Annotated in this window: 16 protein-coding genes; 8 read left to right on the top strand and 8 right to left on the bottom strand. The window is 66.3% G+C overall.

Annotated elements, in window-relative coordinates:
- Nucleotides 1–111: 111 nt before the first annotated feature.
- From rssC to PT85_RS12480, 3 genes are all read right to left on the bottom strand, one after another.
- Entirely contained in the window at nucleotides 112–594 is a 483-nt protein-coding gene (rssC, locus tag PT85_RS12490; RefSeq protein ID WP_027590276.1) for an anti-sigma factor antagonist RssC, read from the bottom strand.
- Entirely contained in the window at nucleotides 591–1,775 is a 1,185-nt protein-coding gene (gene rssB / locus PT85_RS12485) for a two-component system response regulator RssB (RefSeq protein WP_027590275.1), read from the bottom strand. The genes rssC and rssB overlap by 4 nt, the downstream gene beginning before the upstream one ends.
- 154 nt (nucleotides 1,776–1,929) lie before the next feature.
- On the bottom strand, nucleotides 1,930–2,634 hold the full coding sequence (locus PT85_RS12480) for an MlaA family lipoprotein (protein WP_051587399.1): 705 nt from the start codon (nucleotides 2,632–2,634) through the stop codon (nucleotides 1,930–1,932).
- A gap of 124 nt (nucleotides 2,635–2,758) precedes the next feature.
- On the opposite strand from PT85_RS12480, the gene PT85_RS12475 reads away from it, so the two are divergent.
- The 3 genes from PT85_RS12475 to PT85_RS12465 all read left to right on the top strand — a co-directional run bounded on the left by PT85_RS12475 (nucleotide 2,759) and on the right by PT85_RS12465 (nucleotide 4,320).
- Nucleotides 2,759–3,181, top strand: coding sequence for an acyl-CoA thioesterase (locus PT85_RS12475; RefSeq protein WP_037008754.1), 423 nt, complete (start codon nucleotides 2,759–2,761; stop codon nucleotides 3,179–3,181).
- A gap of 70 nt (nucleotides 3,182–3,251) precedes the next feature.
- The gene (locus PT85_RS12470) at nucleotides 3,252–3,962 is read left to right on the top strand and encodes a hypothetical protein (RefSeq protein WP_027590272.1); all 711 of its coding nucleotides are present in this window, start codon (nucleotides 3,252–3,254) and stop codon (nucleotides 3,960–3,962) included.
- A 91-nt stretch (nucleotides 3,963–4,053) separates the two neighbouring features.
- A complete protein-coding gene (locus tag PT85_RS12465) occupies nucleotides 4,054–4,320 on the top strand; it encodes a DUF4404 family protein (protein ID WP_027590271.1) in 267 nt (88 codons plus the stop codon).
- Nucleotides 4,321–4,323: 3 nt separating this feature from the next.
- Here the strand turns inward: PT85_RS12465 and queF are convergent, their stop codons facing one another.
- From queF to PT85_RS12450, 3 genes are all read right to left on the bottom strand, one after another.
- Nucleotides 4,324–5,151: an NADPH-dependent 7-cyano-7-deazaguanine reductase QueF gene (queF, locus tag PT85_RS12460; RefSeq protein WP_039606820.1), complete on the bottom strand. Its 828-nt coding sequence runs from the start codon at nucleotides 5,149–5,151 to the stop codon at nucleotides 4,324–4,326.
- A gap of 69 nt (nucleotides 5,152–5,220) precedes the next feature.
- On the bottom strand, nucleotides 5,221–5,997 hold the full coding sequence (locus PT85_RS12455; RefSeq protein ID WP_027590269.1) for an ABC transporter permease: 777 nt from the start codon (nucleotides 5,995–5,997) through the stop codon (nucleotides 5,221–5,223).
- Nucleotides 5,994–6,926, bottom strand: coding sequence for an ABC transporter ATP-binding protein (locus PT85_RS12450; protein WP_027590268.1), 933 nt, complete (start codon nucleotides 6,924–6,926; stop codon nucleotides 5,994–5,996). The genes PT85_RS12455 and PT85_RS12450 overlap by 4 nt, the downstream gene beginning before the upstream one ends.
- A 133-nt stretch (nucleotides 6,927–7,059) precedes the next feature.
- Here PT85_RS12450 and PT85_RS12445 point away from each other — a divergent pair, with 133 nt between their 5' ends.
- Together PT85_RS12445 and PT85_RS12440 are read left to right on the top strand one after the other, a co-directional pair.
- Entirely contained in the window at nucleotides 7,060–9,507 is a 2,448-nt protein-coding gene (locus tag PT85_RS12445; RefSeq protein ID WP_039606819.1) for an acyl-CoA dehydrogenase, read from the top strand.
- A gap of 69 nt (nucleotides 9,508–9,576) precedes the next feature.
- A complete protein-coding gene (locus PT85_RS12440; RefSeq protein WP_027590266.1) occupies nucleotides 9,577–9,984 on the top strand; it encodes a PA2817 family protein in 408 nt (135 codons plus the stop codon).
- A gap of 83 nt (nucleotides 9,985–10,067) precedes the next feature.
- On the opposite strand, the gene PT85_RS12435 is transcribed toward PT85_RS12440, so the two are convergent.
- Complete coding sequence (locus PT85_RS12435; protein ID WP_039606818.1) at nucleotides 10,068–11,003, bottom strand: MerR family transcriptional regulator; 936 nt, start codon at nucleotides 11,001–11,003, stop codon at nucleotides 10,068–10,070.
- A 144-nt stretch (nucleotides 11,004–11,147) separates the two neighbouring features.
- Between PT85_RS12435 and PT85_RS12430 the strand changes: the two genes are divergently transcribed.
- A complete protein-coding gene (locus tag PT85_RS12430) occupies nucleotides 11,148–11,594 on the top strand; it encodes a PAS sensor domain-containing protein (RefSeq protein WP_039560346.1) in 447 nt (148 codons plus the stop codon).
- 64 nt (nucleotides 11,595–11,658) lie between these two features.
- On the opposite strand, the gene hemH is transcribed toward PT85_RS12430, so the two are convergent.
- Entirely contained in the window at nucleotides 11,659–12,681 is a 1,023-nt protein-coding gene (hemH, locus tag PT85_RS12425; RefSeq protein WP_039606817.1) for a ferrochelatase, read from the bottom strand.
- A gap of 171 nt (nucleotides 12,682–12,852) precedes the next feature.
- Here hemH and PT85_RS12420 point away from each other — a divergent pair, with 171 nt between their 5' ends.
- Both PT85_RS12420 and PT85_RS12415 read left to right on the top strand, forming a co-directional pair.
- A complete protein-coding gene (locus tag PT85_RS12420) occupies nucleotides 12,853–13,839 on the top strand; it encodes an NAD(P)/FAD-dependent oxidoreductase (protein ID WP_039606816.1) in 987 nt (328 codons plus the stop codon).
- On the top strand, nucleotides 13,836–14,051 hold the full coding sequence (locus PT85_RS12415; protein ID WP_039606815.1) for a TIGR02450 family Trp-rich protein: 216 nt from the start codon (nucleotides 13,836–13,838) through the stop codon (nucleotides 14,049–14,051). Before PT85_RS12420 ends, PT85_RS12415 begins: the two co-directional genes overlap by 4 nt.
- Nucleotides 14,052–14,404 lie beyond the last annotated feature (353 nt).

Raw genomic sequence — 14,404 nt, 5'->3', positions numbered from 1 at the left:
GGCACTCAAGGCCAGGCCTTGAGCGCCTTCGGCGGCCGGAAAGGCGCCGCCTCCCGGCAAAACGACAAAAGGCGATGCAACCGGCATCGCCTTTTTCATGCCCCGCCCGACTCAGCTGCGCTCCAGCGCCTCGACCAGATCGCGGAACGCCTGGCGGTTGGAGTCGTTGAGGCTCATCAGGATGCGGTGGGCTTCCAGCACCCGGTGGCGCACTTCCTCCTCGGAGACGTCCTGACACGGCAGGTCGCGCAGGCTTTCCGGGGTGATCTGCGGCTGGTCGACGATGTTGAACACCTGATCGAACCCCATGGAGTGCAGCAGCCGGGTGATGTCCGGGTTGCGGGTCACCAGGGTGGGCAGCAGCCCGACCTTCTGCCGCGACAGGATCGACAGCTTGGCCAGCAGTCCGAGGGTGGTGCTGTCGATGCTGCGGGTGTCGATCAGGTCGATGACGATGCTCGAAAAGTTCGTCGCAGAGAAGATCTGTTCGATGGTGGAATCCAGCACGGAGCAGAGGGTCAGGCGTATCTCGCCGATGAACTTGAGTACGAAGGTACCTTCCTGCTCGGCAAACTGGATCTTGCCGTTACTCATTCAAGATTCCTGCTCAGTACCAGGAGGGCGATGTCGTCCGGCATGTCGCCCAGCTCATTCAATCCAAAAGTCTGTCGCAGACCCTCCAGGGTTCCACCTGCCGCGCCAATCATCCTGGGCAACGCAGCCTCCTTTTCTTTGAGTGTCTCACCCGGCAAAAGATCGAGAATGCCGTCCGAGAGCAGCGTCAGGCTGAACGCCTCGGGCAGCTGGATCTCGCGGTCCTCGAAGGTGGCTTCCTCGAACAGCCCCACCGGCAGGCCGCGACCCTGCAGATATTCGGCCTGACCGTTCTGGTAAAGCACCGGTAGCGGAAGATGGCCACCGATACTGTAGGTCAGCCGATCGGTGGGCAGGTCGATGATCCCGCCCAGCATGGTCACGTGCTTGCCGAGCTTGAGGTTGATCAGGCCCCGGTTGATGTGACCCAGCACGTCGGAGGGCTTGAACTCGGGCAGCTTGCCACCGCGCCGCGACTCGTAGAGCAGCCGCGTGGTCATGAACTTGAGCAGCACGGTGACGAACGCCGAGGAGGCGCCATGCCCGGAAACATCGGCCAGGTAGAAGGCGATGCGCCGGTCGTCGAGGCGAAAGTAGTCGACGAAGTCACCGGAGAGATACAGCGAAGGGATGATCTGGTGGGAGAAGCTGAAGCCGTCCGCCGTCCAAGGGGTGTCCGGCAGCAGGCTGATCTGCACCTGGCGGCCGGCGTCCTGGTCTTCCTGCAGCAGGTGCAGGCTGGCCTGCAGCTCGCGGTTGGTGGCCTCCAGCCTCTCGCTGTACACCGCGTTCTCGTGGCGCAGGCGCGCGCGATCCAGGGCCCGGCGGATGGAGTGCTCCAGCACCGCCAGGTCTTCCAGGGGTTTGATCAGGTAATCGGCGGCACCCAGGCGCAGGGCCTCGACCACGTCGTTCATCACGCCGGCCCCGGACACCACGATCACCGGAGCGGTATCGTTCAGCTCGCCGATGCGGCGGATCAGCTCCAGGCCGTCGATCTGCGGCATGCGCAGGTCGCAGATCACCAGGTCCGGGTGTTCCTGCTGGAAGATTTCCAGGCCCTGATGCCCGTTGCTGGCCTGTGCGACCGTGAATCCGCTGTCCTCCAGATAAGCCGCGAGGCTGGTTCGCACAGCCTCGTCGTCATCAATGATCAGCAGTTTGGCACTGGGATTGTGCATGGGATTTCCAGGCATACGGCGCCGGATGCGATGGACTGATTGGCCGGCGGAAGCACGGCGAAGTATAGGGAGTTCTCGACACGGCGCAGACGGTACTCCCATCCGACAGGCGATTCAAGCTTGCGGGCGTACGCCCAAAGGGCTATGGCCAGGCTCAGAAATCGTCCTCGATCATGCCGTCGCGGACCTTGAACTCGCGGTTCTGCAGGTACACGTTGCGCAGGAAGGTGTACTTGTCGCCCTGGATGAGGCGCTCGGCGTCCAGGAAGCTCGCCCGCGTATCCACTACATCCAGACCCAGCAACTGGTTGCGGGTGCGCACGTGGTCCAGATGGGTATAGAGACCGTTGTAGCTGTCGGGGAAGCGGGCCAGGCCGTCGCGCACCGTGCTCGGCCCCAGGAACGGCAGCACCAGGTACGGCCCGCTGCCCAGCCCCCAGACGCCGAGGGTCTGGCCGAAGTCCTCGTCATTACGCTGCAGGCCCATCCGCGTGGCCACGTCGAAAAAACCCAGCAGCCCGAAGGTGGAGTTGAACAGCAGGCGCGCGGTATCCACGCCCGCCGCGTGCAGCTTGCCTTGCAGCAGGTTGTTGGTCAGGTTGCGCACCTCGCCCACATTGCTGAAGACATTGCCGATGCCGGTTTCCAGGAAGTCCGGCGTCACGGTGCGATACCCCTTGGCCAGCGGCTTCAGCGCATAGGTGTCCAAGGTCTCGTTGAAGGCGAACATCGAGCGGTTGAAGCCTTCCCATGGATCGTCCTCGTGAGCCTGCGCTGCCGCCTGTAATGGCAACGCCAGGACAGCACAGACCGCCAGGCAACGGACCGTCACTGACATGCCGACGGCGAAAACAGCCATTGCAGTACCTCCTCGAGATTCGTAGTGTGTCGCCCCCGCCAACCGGCGGAAACCCGATTCCAGACGCGCCGGAGCCGGCAAAGCCGCGAAGTATACGGCCAGTTCCCCACAGAGAGGCACCCCCATGTCCGCGTCCGACACCCCTCGCCTGCTGCACGCCTGCCGCATCCCGGTACGCTGGGGCGACATGGACAGCTACGGCCACGTCAACAACACCCGCTATGTGCAGTATCTGGAGGAGGCACGGATCGCCTGGTTCGCCAGTCTTTCCATGGACATCGACCATGGGCCGGAAGGTCCGGTGGTGCTGCAAGTGCAGCACACCTACCTGCGTCCCGTGGTCCATCCGGCCACGGTAGTCGTCGAGCTGTATGCCGGCGCGCTGGGTCGCAGCAGCCTGACCCTGGAACACCGCCTGTATACCGAGGCGGAGCCGGGCATCCTGTACGGGGAAGGCTTCTGCAAGCTGGTGTGGATCGAGCATGCGGCAAACCGTTCGGTGCCGGTGCCGCCCGGCCTGCGCGCGCTGTTAGCACCGCCTGTCTGAGACGCCCCCTCCGTCATCGAACCGTCACCGGGCAACTCTAGCCTGCTCCTCTCAAGCAAAGAGGAACCGCATGATGAGCGCCCGCCCACAGCTGTTTACCGCCGTGCTGTTCGGCCTGTCCGGATGTCTGGTCGACCATGGTGCATACGTGGTACGTCAAGCCCGGCAGCCGCTCCAGGCGCCACGCGTGAGCCTGGGCAACCTGGCCCTCAGCAGCCGCCTGGAACGGGCCGCCCGGGTGCAGGACTGGCAAGCCCAGGCCGACCTGCGCGAGCAGGCCCTGGCTCGAGCCCAGCCCACGCCGAATGCGCTGGCCACCCTGGAAACCCTGCACCGCCAGGGCGTGCCCTGCGCCTGGCTGGAGGAGTTGCCGGATACCGTCTGCCAGGCGCTGGCCTCGCGCCTGCCGGGCTGGCTGGCGGGATTTCCCGGCACCGAGACCCGCCCCTGGCCGGCGCCGGACGCCTGCTGGGAGGCGCTCAGCCAACTGAACATTCCGCACCTGGAAGGCAGCGTTCTGGTATGTAGCGATACACGCCTGCTGGAGGCCGGCCTGCGCGCCGGGCTCTGGACCATCGGCCTGGCGACCAGCGGCAGTCAGTGCGGGCTGAGCCTTTCGGACTGGCAGAGCCTGACGCCCTTGGAACAGAAGTCGCTACGTACCGTGGCCACCCTGGAGCTGTACCAGTTGGGTGCGCATTCGGTCATCGACGACCTGGGCGACCTGGCCAGCTGCCTGGCGGACCTGGCCAAGCGACGGGCCAAGGGTGAAAAACCCTGATACCCCGTGTCACAGGCGAACTGCCGGGCACTGCCTTATCTTTAGGGCAACGCCTGCCGTCCGGCGGGCGATGGACCAAGGGAGTACCGCCATGCCCGCACAGGAACTTCGCAAGCAGCTCGAACAGTTGCGCGACCAGCTCGAACAGACGCCACCGCTGGACGCCGACGAGCGCGGCGCCATTCAGGCGCTGATCGAGCAGATCGAAACCCAGTTGGCACTGCAGAGCCCGCCGCCTGCCGACGAGACGCTGGTGGACGGCATCAACCTGGCCGTGGAGCGTTTCGAGGTCAGCCACCCCACGCTGGCCGGCACCCTGCGCAACATCATGCAGAGTCTGGTCAGCATGGGTATCTGACGCCTACTGGCGCACCAGCCGGCGGTTGTCCACCTGCGACGCCTCGCTGCTGCGGTAGGGATTGATGTCCAGCCCGCCGCGGCGCACGTAGCGCGCGTAGACAGTCAGCCGCCGCGGCTGCAGCAGGCGCTGCAGGTCCAGGAAGATACGCTCCACGCACTGCTCGTGGAAGTCGCGATGCTGGCGGAAGCTGATCAGGTAGGCCAGCAGGCTGGCCGGATCCAGCGCCGGGCCCTGGTAATCGACCACCACACTGCCCCAGTCCGGCTGGCCGGTGACCGGGCAGTTGGATTTCAGCAGGTGGCTGTGCAGGCATTCCTCCACCTGGCGCTGCGGGTCGCAGCGCAGCAGCTCCGGGCGCGGATGGTCGTAGCCGGTGATTTCGACATCCAGCGCATCGATGCAACGGCCCGGCAAGCGGGCCACGCCCTCCTCGCCCACCTCGTCCAGGCTGCGCACCCGCACGCCGACCGGCGCGCCGGCCACGGCCGACAGGTCGCGCCGCAGCGCTTCGCACACCGCCTGCGTATCGGCGAACGGGGTCTGGTTCAGCGAGTTGAGGTAGAGCTTGAAGGACTTGGATTCGATGATGTTCGGCGAATCGGCCGGAATGGCGAACTCGCCGATGGCCACCACCGGCTTGCCGGACGGCAGCAGCCAGGACAGCTCGTAGCAGTTCCAGTAATCCACGCCCTGATAGGGCAGCTGGCCGGCCTGCAGCCCCAGCTCCGCCCACTTCGGCGCGCGCGGGATGGGGTACAGCAGCTCGGGACTGTAGTGGTCGACGTACTCGCTGGACTTGCCCAGCGGCGAATGTTCGGCCGGATGCATGGCGTTACCTGACGAAAAACGGGCCGCGCAGTATAAGCGCGGCCACGCGGATCGGCACCGCCCGGCCGCTTACTGGCGCAGGCCGCGCCCGCTTTTCAGCAGGTGGATGCAGAACAGGTAGAGCACGGCGGTGGCCAGCAGCATGAAGCCGATGGCGGTGCCGATGTGGATGTCGGACACACCGAGGATGCCGTAGCGGAAGGCATTCACCATGTGCAGGATCGGGTTGGCCAGCGAGACGCTCTGCCAGAACGGCGACAGCAGGTGGATCGAGTAGAACACCCCGCCCAGGTACGTCAGCGGCGTGAGCACGAAGGTGGGGATGATCGAGATGTCGTCGAAGCTGCGTGCATAGGCGGCGTTGATGAAGCCGCCCAGGGCGAAGATGGTCGCCGCCAGCAGGATGACCAGAATCGTCACGCCCAGGTGGTGCACCTGCAGCTGGGTGAAGAACAGCGACAGCACGGTGACGATCAGCGCCACGCCCAGGCCGCGCAGCACGCCGCCGGCCACGTAGCCGACCAGGATGATGTGCGGCGACACCGGCGCCACCATCAGCTCCTCGATGTTGCGCTGGAACTTGCTGCCGAAGAAGCTCGACACCACGTTGCTGTAGGCGTTGGTGATCACCGACATCATGATCAGCCCCGGCACGATGAAGTCCATGTAGGGCAGGCCGTCCATCTCGCCGATGCGCGCGCCGATCAGGTTGCCGAAGATCACGAAATACAGCGCCATGGTGATGGCCGGCGGCAGCAGGGTCTGCGGCCAGATGCGCAGGAAGCGCCGCACTTCCCGGTAGACGATGGTGTGCAGCGCGATCAGGTTGGGACGCAGCTCGTTCATTTCGCCACCTTGCTCAGGTTCTTCTCCACCAGGGACACGAACAGCTCCTCCAGGCGATTGCTCTTGTTGCGCAGGCTCTGTACCTCGATGCCCTGCCGCTGCAGCTGGCCGAACAGGTTGGTGATGCCCTGTTCCTTCTCCACCTGCACCTCCAGGGTACGCCCGTCCAGCAGGCGCGCCGGGTAGCCGTCCAGCTCCGGCGCCAGCAGCTGCGCTTCCTTGAGGTCGAGCAGGAAGGTTTCCACGTGCAGCGACTGCAGCAGGCCGCGCATGCTGGTGTTCTCGACGATGCGCCCGTGATCGATGATCGCGATGTTGCGGCACAGCTGCTCGGCTTCCTCCAGGTAGTGGGTGGTGAGGATGATGGTCACCCCCTGGCGGTTCAGCTCGGTGATGAAGTTCCACATCGAGCGGCGCAGCTCGATGTCCACGCCGGCGGTGGGCTCGTCGAGGATCAGCAGGCGCGGCTGGTGGATCAGCGCGCGGGCGATCATCAGTCGGCGCTTCATGCCGCCGGAGAGCATGCGCGAGGGCACGTTGCGCTTGTCCCACAGGCCCAGCTGGGTCAGGTACTGCTCGGCGCGCTCCTTGGCCACCCGCATGGGGATGCCGTAGTAACCGGCCTGGGTGACGACGATGTCGAACACCTTCTCGAACTGGTTGAAGTTGAACTCCTGGGGCACCACGCCCAGGCAGCGCTTGAGGCCGACCGGGTCACGGTCCAGGTCGTGGCCGAACACCTGCACCGAACCCGAGGTCTTGGTCACCAGGGTGGAGAGAATGCCGATGGTGGTGGACTTGCCGGCGCCGTTGGGGCCGAGCAAGGCGAAGAAGTCGCCTTCGGCGACGTCCAGGTCGATGCCATGCAGGGCCTGGAAGCCGTTGCCGTAGGTCTTGGTCAGCTGCCGGATGGACAGGGCGGAACTCATAGGAAGGCACGCACGCGTTTCTGGAAGAACCCGCACAAATGGGGGCGACAGTCGACAAATGCAAGACCGGTAACATTCGGCGCGTCTGAAACGCCTATGCTGAACCGGACGCTCACCGACCCGGAGGACACCCATGCTCGCCGTCTGGCTACTCGTGCTGCTGTTCGGCATTCTGCTGCTTGCCCACCTGCGCCTGCCGGCGCTGACCAGCCTGATCATCGTCGCCGTGTACCTGGTCGCCATGACGCTCACCGAGGTGGCGCCCGGCGGGCTGATGCTGATCCTCGCCCTGCTCTGGGTGGCGGTGGCCTTGCCGGTGCTGATGCCCGACCTGCGCCGGCGGCGCATCACCGCGCCAGCACTGCGGTGGTTCCGCGGCGTGCTGCCGCCCATGTCGGATACCGAGCGCGACGCCATCGAGGCCGGCACCGTGTGGTGGGACGGCCAGCTGTTCAGCGGTCGCCCGGACTGGAACCAGTTGCTGGCCGTGCCCGCCCCGGCGTTGACGGCCGAGGAGCAGGCCTTCGTCGACGGCCCCACCGAGCAGCTGTGCGCCATGGTCAGCGACTGGGACATCGGCCAGCGCATGGACCTGCCGCCGGAGGCCTGGGCCTTCATCAAGGAACAGGGCTTCTTCGGCCTGATCATCCCGCGCGAATACGACGGCAAGGGCTTCTCCGCCCTCGCCCATTCGCAGATCGTCATGAAGCTGGCCACCCGCAGCGCCGACCTGGCCTCCACCGTGATGGTGCCCAACTCCCTCGGCCCGGCCGAACTGCTGCTGCATTACGGCACCGACGAACAGCGCCAGCGCTACCTGCCGCGCCTGGCGCGTGGCGAGGAAATCCCCTGCTTCGCCCTCACCGGCCCGCTGGCCGGCTCCGACGCCGGCGCCATGCCGGACAGCGGCGTCATCTGCCGCGGGCAATGGGAGGGCGAAGAAGTGCTCGGCCTGCGCCTGAATTGGGAGAAGCGCTATATCACCCTCGGCCCGGTGGCCACCCTGCTCGGCCTGGCCTTCAAGGCCTATGACCCGGACCATCTGCTGGGCGAACAGGACGAGCTGGGCATCACCCTGGCGCTGATACCCACCAACCTGCCCGGCATCGACATCGGCAAGCGCCACCTGCCGCTGGGCGCGGCCTTCATGAACGGCCCGAATGCCGGCAAGGATGTGTTCGTGCCGCTGGACGCGATCATCGGCGGGCCGGCCATGCTCGGCAAAGGCTGGATGATGCTGATGAACTGCCTGTCGGTGGGCCGCTCCATCTCGCTGCCGGCGGTAGGCACCAGCGCGGCGAAGACCTGCGCCTACGCCAGCGGCCGTTATGCGCGCATCCGCGAACAGTTCAACGTGCCGCTTTCCGCCTTCGAGGGCATCCAGGCCCCGCTGGGACGCCTGGCCGGCAACGCCTGGCTGATGGATGCGGCGCGGGTACTCACCGCCCGCGCCGTGGACCTGGGCGAGAAGCCCTCGGTGCTCTCCGCCGTGCTCAAGTACCACCTCACCGAACGCGGCCGCGAATGCATCGCCCACGCCATGGATATCCACGGCGGCAAGGGCATCATCATGGGCCCCAACAACTACCTGGCCCGCGCCTGGCAGGGCGCGCCGATCTTCATCACCGTGGAAGGCGCCAACATCCTCTCGCGCAACCTGATGATCTTCGGCCAGGGCGCCATCCGCAGCCACCCCTACGTATTGAAGGAAATGGAACTGGCCGCCGCCGAGGACAGCGACGCCACCCTGGAAGCCTTCGACCGGGTGCTGCTGGAGCACACCGGCTTCGCGGTCAGCAACGCCGCCAGCGCCTTCCTGCTCGGCCTCACCGGCGGCCTGTTCAGCGCCGCGCCGGGACACGGCGTCAGTCGCCGCTATTTCCGCCACCTCAACCGCCTGGCCGCCGCCTTCGCGCTGATGGCCGACACCTCCATGCTGCTGCTCGGCGGCAGCCTCAAGCGCCGCGAGCGCCTGTCGGCGCGCCTGGGCGACGTTCTCAGCTACCTGTACCTGGGCTCGGCGGCACTCAAGCGCTTCCACGATCTCGGCCATCCCAGGGAACAGGAACCCCTGCTGCGCTGGGCGCTGGAGGAATCGCTGCGCTGCGCCGAAACCGCCCTGGCGGAACTGCTGGACAACTTCCCCAACCGACCGCTGGCCATGCTGCTAAGGGTGCTGGTGTTCCCCCTCGGCCTGCGCCACAAGGGACCGTCGGATGCCCTGGAAGCCCAGCTGGCGGCGATGCTCGATGCGCCGCTGGCCGACCCGGCGCTGGCGCGGCTGCTGGACGGCGTCTACCTGCCGGAGGATGAATCCCAGGCGCTGGGCGCACTGGAGTATGCGTGGCGTCATGTGCAATCCAGCGAGGCGATCGGCAAGGTGCTGCAGCGCGCCGTGCGCGAATGCCAGTTGCACCCCGCGCGGGGTGGCGACGTGCTTGAGACCGCAGTGGCCGACGGCGTGCTCAACGAGGCCCAGGCCCAGGCCCTGCGCGAGGCGGAAACGGCGCGCCGGCGCGTGATCGACGTGGACGCTTTCGCTCCGGAAGCCCTGCAACCCAGCGACGGCAAGGTGCGCTGAACGGCGTGTTTTTCAAGGCATGGCGCGGTGGGGGTATACTCCCGCGCCCTTTTGACAGACAGGTTTCCCATGGCCACTTCCTACCTCGACCACAACCTGGCCCTGCTCGCCCACCTGCGCAGCATCCTGATCGCCCTCGGCGAGGCCGAGCAGATTCCCGACGACAGCCATGCGCTGTTTCTCGAGCGCTTCGACGATCTGCTCGAATCCCTGCCGCACGTGCCGGAAGATCGCCCCCTCGGCCAGGACCTGATCTGCCAGGTATTCCACCGCTACCCGCAGGTGGCGCACCTGGTGCCGCGCGACCTGCTGTGGTTCTTCGGCGGAGATTGCCTGCACTACATGCCTGACGAGGAAATCGCCCTGTACCAGGAGCTGGACGAGCGCCGCTACGCCGCCGAGGAAGCCGGCGAGCCGTTCGACTGGAACATGGAAAAGCAGTTGCTGGCGCTTCCCGAGAACAGCCCCAAGCACTGAGCGGCGGCGCCACCTGTCTCCCCTCTCCCTTGACGGGTGAGGGGACGGGGAAGAGGGTGACAGGCTCCGCAACCCAACCTGTCTCAGGTATCCAGATGCCCGGCCAGGAACTGCGCCAGGCGGCGCTGCATCAGCGGACCCGGCGTGCCCAGGCAGGCGATGGGCGTGCCGGCCAGGCTGTCACGCCCCAGCTCGGACCCTTCACCACACAGCGCCAGCGGGCAATCCAGCGCCAGCACCAGCTTGCTCAACTGGCGGCGCAAGGCCTCGTCCGGGGGTAGCGTGGCATACAGCACCAGCGCGCGCGGGTGCACGGCCTGGCAGACCAGGCTCAGTTCATCCAGTGGCTGCCCGAGCGGCAGCAGGCGCACGGTACCGGCATCGCCATTGAGCAACAGGCCGGCGACCAGCAGCTCCAGCTCGCGGCACTGGCCGGGCAGCGCGGCCATCAGCAGTGCCTGCTCGCCCGGCCGGTGCGCCAGTTGCAGACGTTGCAGTACCCGGGCGCGCAGGAAGGCGTCGAGGAATAGCCAGCGACTGGTCTGGCCGAACGCCTCGCCGTGCGCCAGCTCGCGCCACAGTGGCAGCAGGATGTCCTCGAACACCACCGTCAGCGGATAGGTGGAGAACACCTGGCCATACAGCTGCTCCAGGCGCGGCTCGTCGAAGTCGGCCAGCGCCTCGCGCACGCGCGCCTGCCACTCGCCCCACTCCCCGACCCGGGGCTCGACCACTGCCGCCGCCTGGGCCCGGCTGTTCGCGCCGCGTTCCAGCAGTTGCGCGACCTTGCTGACCGCCACGCCGCGCTCGGTCCAGGTGAGGATGCTGCGGATCGCCTCGACATCGGCCGGCGAATACAGGCGATGACCACCCTCGGTGCGCAACGGCTGGATCAGCCCATAGCGGCGCTCCCAGGCGCGCAGGGTGACCGGATTGACGCCGGTGAGGCGCACCACCTCGCGGATGGGCAGCAGCTGCGCTTCGGCGTCGGGCGTGATGGCGTTGGAGAGTTCGTTCATGACGGAACCAGGGCTGGTCGGATGCGCGGCATTCTATCAAAGGCATCGACGGGGTAACCGTTGCTAACAACCCGGAAAAAGCAGAGGGTTCCTTCCTCGGTTGGTTGCTCTAGAATGCCGCGAAAACCTGCGGAACCCGCCCCCATGATCAACGCCAAACTGCTCCAACTGGTCATCGAAGCCTCCAACGACGGCATCGTGGTTGCCGAACAGGAAGGCGATGACAACATCCTCATCTATGCCAACCCGGCCTTCGAGCGCCTGACCGGCTACGCGGTGGACGACATCCTCTATCAGGACTGCCGTTTCCTGCAGTCCGGCGACCGCGACCAGCCGGGCCTGCAGGCGATCCGCGAGGCGATCCGCGCCAACCAGCCGTGCCGGCAGATCATCCGCAACTACCGCAAGGATGGCACGCCGTTCTGGAATGAACTGTCGATCACCCCGGTGTTCAACGAGGCCGACCAGCTCACCTACTTCATCGGCATCCAGAAGGACGTCAGCGTCGAGGTCGAGGCTTCCGAGCGGGTCCGCCAGCTGGAAGCCGAAGTCGCCGAGCTGAAACGCCAACTGGCTGAACGTCACGCCTGACACGCCCGCCCCGGCCGGGTGATGAAGATCATCAAGCCCACGCACGCCCGGCCGTAGGCCGGCCTCAGAGTTCCATGGGCGCCTGGCGACACAGCTCGGCCAGCGCCGCCACCCAGGCCTCGTGGTCATTCAGGCAGGGCACCAGGCGCAGTTCCTCGCCACCGGCGGCGAGAAACTGTTCGCGGCCGCGGTCGCCAATTTCCTCCAGCGTCTCGATGCAATCGGCGACGAACGCCGGGCACATCACCAGCAGCTTCTTCACCCCACTCGCCGCCAGCTCGTCCAGGCGCGCCTCGGTATAGGGCTCGATCCACTTGGCCCGTCCCAGCCGCGACTGAAAGGCCACCGACCACTGCTCGGGGGCCAGCCCGGCCAGCCGAGCGAAGCCCTCGGCGGTTTTCAGGCATTGCGCGCGATAGCACGTGGCAAGTACCTCGCCCTCTGCCCGCTGGCAGCAATCGGCGCTTTTCAGGCAATGGCTGCCCGAGGGGTCGCGCTTGTGCAGATGGCGCTCGGGCAGTCCATGAAAGCTCAACAGCAGGTGGTCGAAGCCCTCGTCCAGATAGGGCCTGGCGCTGGTGGTCAGCGCCTGCAAGTACAGCGGCTGATCATAGAACGGCGGCAGGATCGACAGCCGCAGCCGCAGGCCGTGGCGACGGATCACCCGCCGCGCCTCCTCGATGACCGTCGTCACGGTACTGTCGGCGAACTGCGGATAGAGCGGCGCCAGGGTTACCCGCTCACAGCCCTGGTCAGCCAGGCGACGCAGCACTCGCTCGATGGACGGCTCGCCATAACGCATGGCCAGTTCCACCGGCCCCTGCCATTGCGCATGCATCGCCCGCTGCAAACGGCGACTGATTTCCACCAGAGGCGAACCCTCCGGCCACCAGATCGAGGCATAGGCCTCGGCGGACTGCGCCGGCCGACGCAGCAGGATCAACGACACCAGCAGACGCCGCAGCGGCCATGGCAGATCGATCACATGAGGGTCCATCAGAAACTGGTTGAGGTAGCGGCGCACATCGGCCACATCGGTGGAGGCCGGTGAACCGAGGTTCACCAGCATGAGGGCGTGATCGGTCATGCAATGTTCCTGTAGCCGAGAGAAAAGAGGCGCAGCAGCGCAGGGAGCACAGGCCGGCGTTCGCCGTGCGCACACACCCGCCGCAACGGCCGCAGATTCTTGTACACAATCGAGCACTTGTACAGCTTTTAAGCTCAGGCTAGCCTGTTGGCATTACCCAGGAGGTTGCCCATGCAGAACAATCCGATTGCCATCATCGGCAGCGGCATCGCCGGTCTTGCCGCCGCGCGCACCCTGGCCGAGGCAGGACGTTCCGTACAGCTGTTCGACAAGAGCCGTGGCAGCGGCGGCCGGCTGGCCAGCAAGCGCAGCAACATCGGCGATCTGGATATCGGCGCGCCGTATTTCACTGCCCGCAACGCGCACTTTCAGGCGGCCGTCGCCCAGTGGCAGGCCGCCGGCTGGGTCGCCCCCTGGACACCTGCGCTATACCGCCACCAGGACGGGCACCTGCTGCGTGTCGACAACGACACGCCGCGCTGGGTCGGCACCCCGCGCATGAGCGCCCTGACCCGAGCTCTGCTGGGCGATCTGCCGGTACGCTTCAACTGTCGAGTAACCGAGATCGCGGCAAGCGCCGGCCACTGGCATCTGCTCGACACGGACGGTAACCGCCACGGACCCTTCAGCCAGGTGATCGTCGCCGTACCGGCGCCCCAGGCCAGCGCCCTGCTCGGCGCGGCACCGAGCCTGGCGGCGCGCGCTGCCAGCGTATCGATGCACCCCACCTGGGCCGTTGCGCTGGGTTTCCGCCAGCCCTTGCCCAGCGCCGTTGAAGCCTGTTTCGTGCGCGGCGCGCCGCTGGACTGGCTCGCCCGCACGTCCAGCAAACCCGGCCGCGACAGCGGCATGGACAGCTGGGTGCTGCATGCCGACAGCGCCTGGAGCGAACGGCACCGTGAGCTGCCCGCCACCCAGGTCATCGCCCGCCTCTACGATGCGTTCGCCGCCACCATCGACTGTCCGCTGCCGCCCTCCGACTTCAGCCTCGCCCACCGCTGGCTCTATGCCCGGCCTGCCCAGCCGCTGAGCCCGGGCGTGCTGGCGGACCCGGAAGTCGGTCTGTATGCGTGCGGCGACTGGTGCCGGTCGGGACGCGTCGAAGACGCCTGGCTGAGCGGCCGGGACGCGGCGCTGCAGCTTCTGGAGCGCTCATGAACCGTTTCAATCCCCGCAAGCTCAGGCTGTCCAAGTGGACCGCCTGCCAGCCGGAGAACCGCGAAAAGCATTTTCTGGTCACCGAGCTGATCTGTGACGAGGACGGCACACCGCTGCAGATCGACGTGCAGGCGGTATACAGCGGGCGCACGCAGCGCCTCGACTGGCGCGAGCTTCGCGACAGTCGGCGGTGGACCATCGGCTGGCAATGATCGGCCGGTATTGCGTCGCCGCGCGCACCACCAACCCGCGATAGTGATACACAACGCCGTCTCGTACAGCTTTTGACCGAGCAAGGGAAACAGCAACCGGGACCTAGGCCAACGCTCCTGATTCCCCTCCTCCTCGGCGCTCATCTGCGCGCCGGCCGCTTGCCCTTCGTGTACAAGTTTCCCCAACCCAAGGCCAATATTTGCTGACCATATGGCCTATAGCCATTTCTCACTTGTACATGTACAGCTTTTTGTATAACTTTTGCCGCATTCACAGGTGGAGCGTTTCTCTCCGCCCCGCGCGTGCGGTTCGGCGTTCATCCGCACCTTCCCCGCCCTCCCCAGGAGTCATG

This window comes from Pseudomonas flexibilis (assembly GCF_000806415.1).
GTDB lineage: Bacteria > Pseudomonadota > Gammaproteobacteria > Pseudomonadales > Pseudomonadaceae > Serpens > Serpens flexibilis.
Note: the sequence above shows the minus strand (reverse complement) of the source record. Positions and strands in the feature narration are given on the sequence as shown.

Coding starts and splice junctions, on each gene's coding strand:
- PT85_RS12440 (WP_027590266.1), top strand. CDS start 9,577: ATGGCCACTTCCTACCTCGACCACAACCTGGCCCTGCTCGCCCACCTG.
- queF (WP_039606820.1), bottom strand. CDS start 5,151: ATGCATCCGGCCGAACATTCGCCGCTGGGCAAGTCCAGCGAGTACGTC.
- PT85_RS12475 (WP_037008754.1), top strand. CDS start 2,759: ATGTCCGCGTCCGACACCCCTCGCCTGCTGCACGCCTGCCGCATCCCG.
- PT85_RS12445 (WP_039606819.1), top strand. CDS start 7,060: ATGCTCGCCGTCTGGCTACTCGTGCTGCTGTTCGGCATTCTGCTGCTT.
- rssC (WP_027590276.1), bottom strand. CDS start 594: ATGAGTAACGGCAAGATCCAGTTTGCCGAGCAGGAAGGTACCTTCGTA.
- PT85_RS12435 (WP_039606818.1), bottom strand. CDS start 11,003: ATGAACGAACTCTCCAACGCCATCACGCCCGACGCCGAAGCGCAGCTG.
- PT85_RS12415 (WP_039606815.1), top strand. CDS start 13,836: ATGAACCGTTTCAATCCCCGCAAGCTCAGGCTGTCCAAGTGGACCGCC.
- PT85_RS12450 (WP_027590268.1), bottom strand. CDS start 6,926: ATGAGTTCCGCCCTGTCCATCCGGCAGCTGACCAAGACCTACGGCAAC.
- PT85_RS12430 (WP_039560346.1), top strand. CDS start 11,148: ATGATCAACGCCAAACTGCTCCAACTGGTCATCGAAGCCTCCAACGAC.
- PT85_RS12455 (WP_027590269.1), bottom strand. CDS start 5,997: ATGAACGAGCTGCGTCCCAACCTGATCGCGCTGCACACCATCGTCTAC.
- rssB (WP_027590275.1), bottom strand. CDS start 1,775: ATGCACAATCCCAGTGCCAAACTGCTGATCATTGATGACGACGAGGCT.
- PT85_RS12480 (WP_051587399.1), bottom strand. CDS start 2,634: ATGGCTGTTTTCGCCGTCGGCATGTCAGTGACGGTCCGTTGCCTGGCG.
- PT85_RS12465 (WP_027590271.1), top strand. CDS start 4,054: ATGCCCGCACAGGAACTTCGCAAGCAGCTCGAACAGTTGCGCGACCAG.
- PT85_RS12470 (WP_027590272.1), top strand. CDS start 3,252: ATGATGAGCGCCCGCCCACAGCTGTTTACCGCCGTGCTGTTCGGCCTG.
- hemH (WP_039606817.1), bottom strand. CDS start 12,681: ATGACCGATCACGCCCTCATGCTGGTGAACCTCGGTTCACCGGCCTCC.
- PT85_RS12420 (WP_039606816.1), top strand. CDS start 12,853: ATGCAGAACAATCCGATTGCCATCATCGGCAGCGGCATCGCCGGTCTT.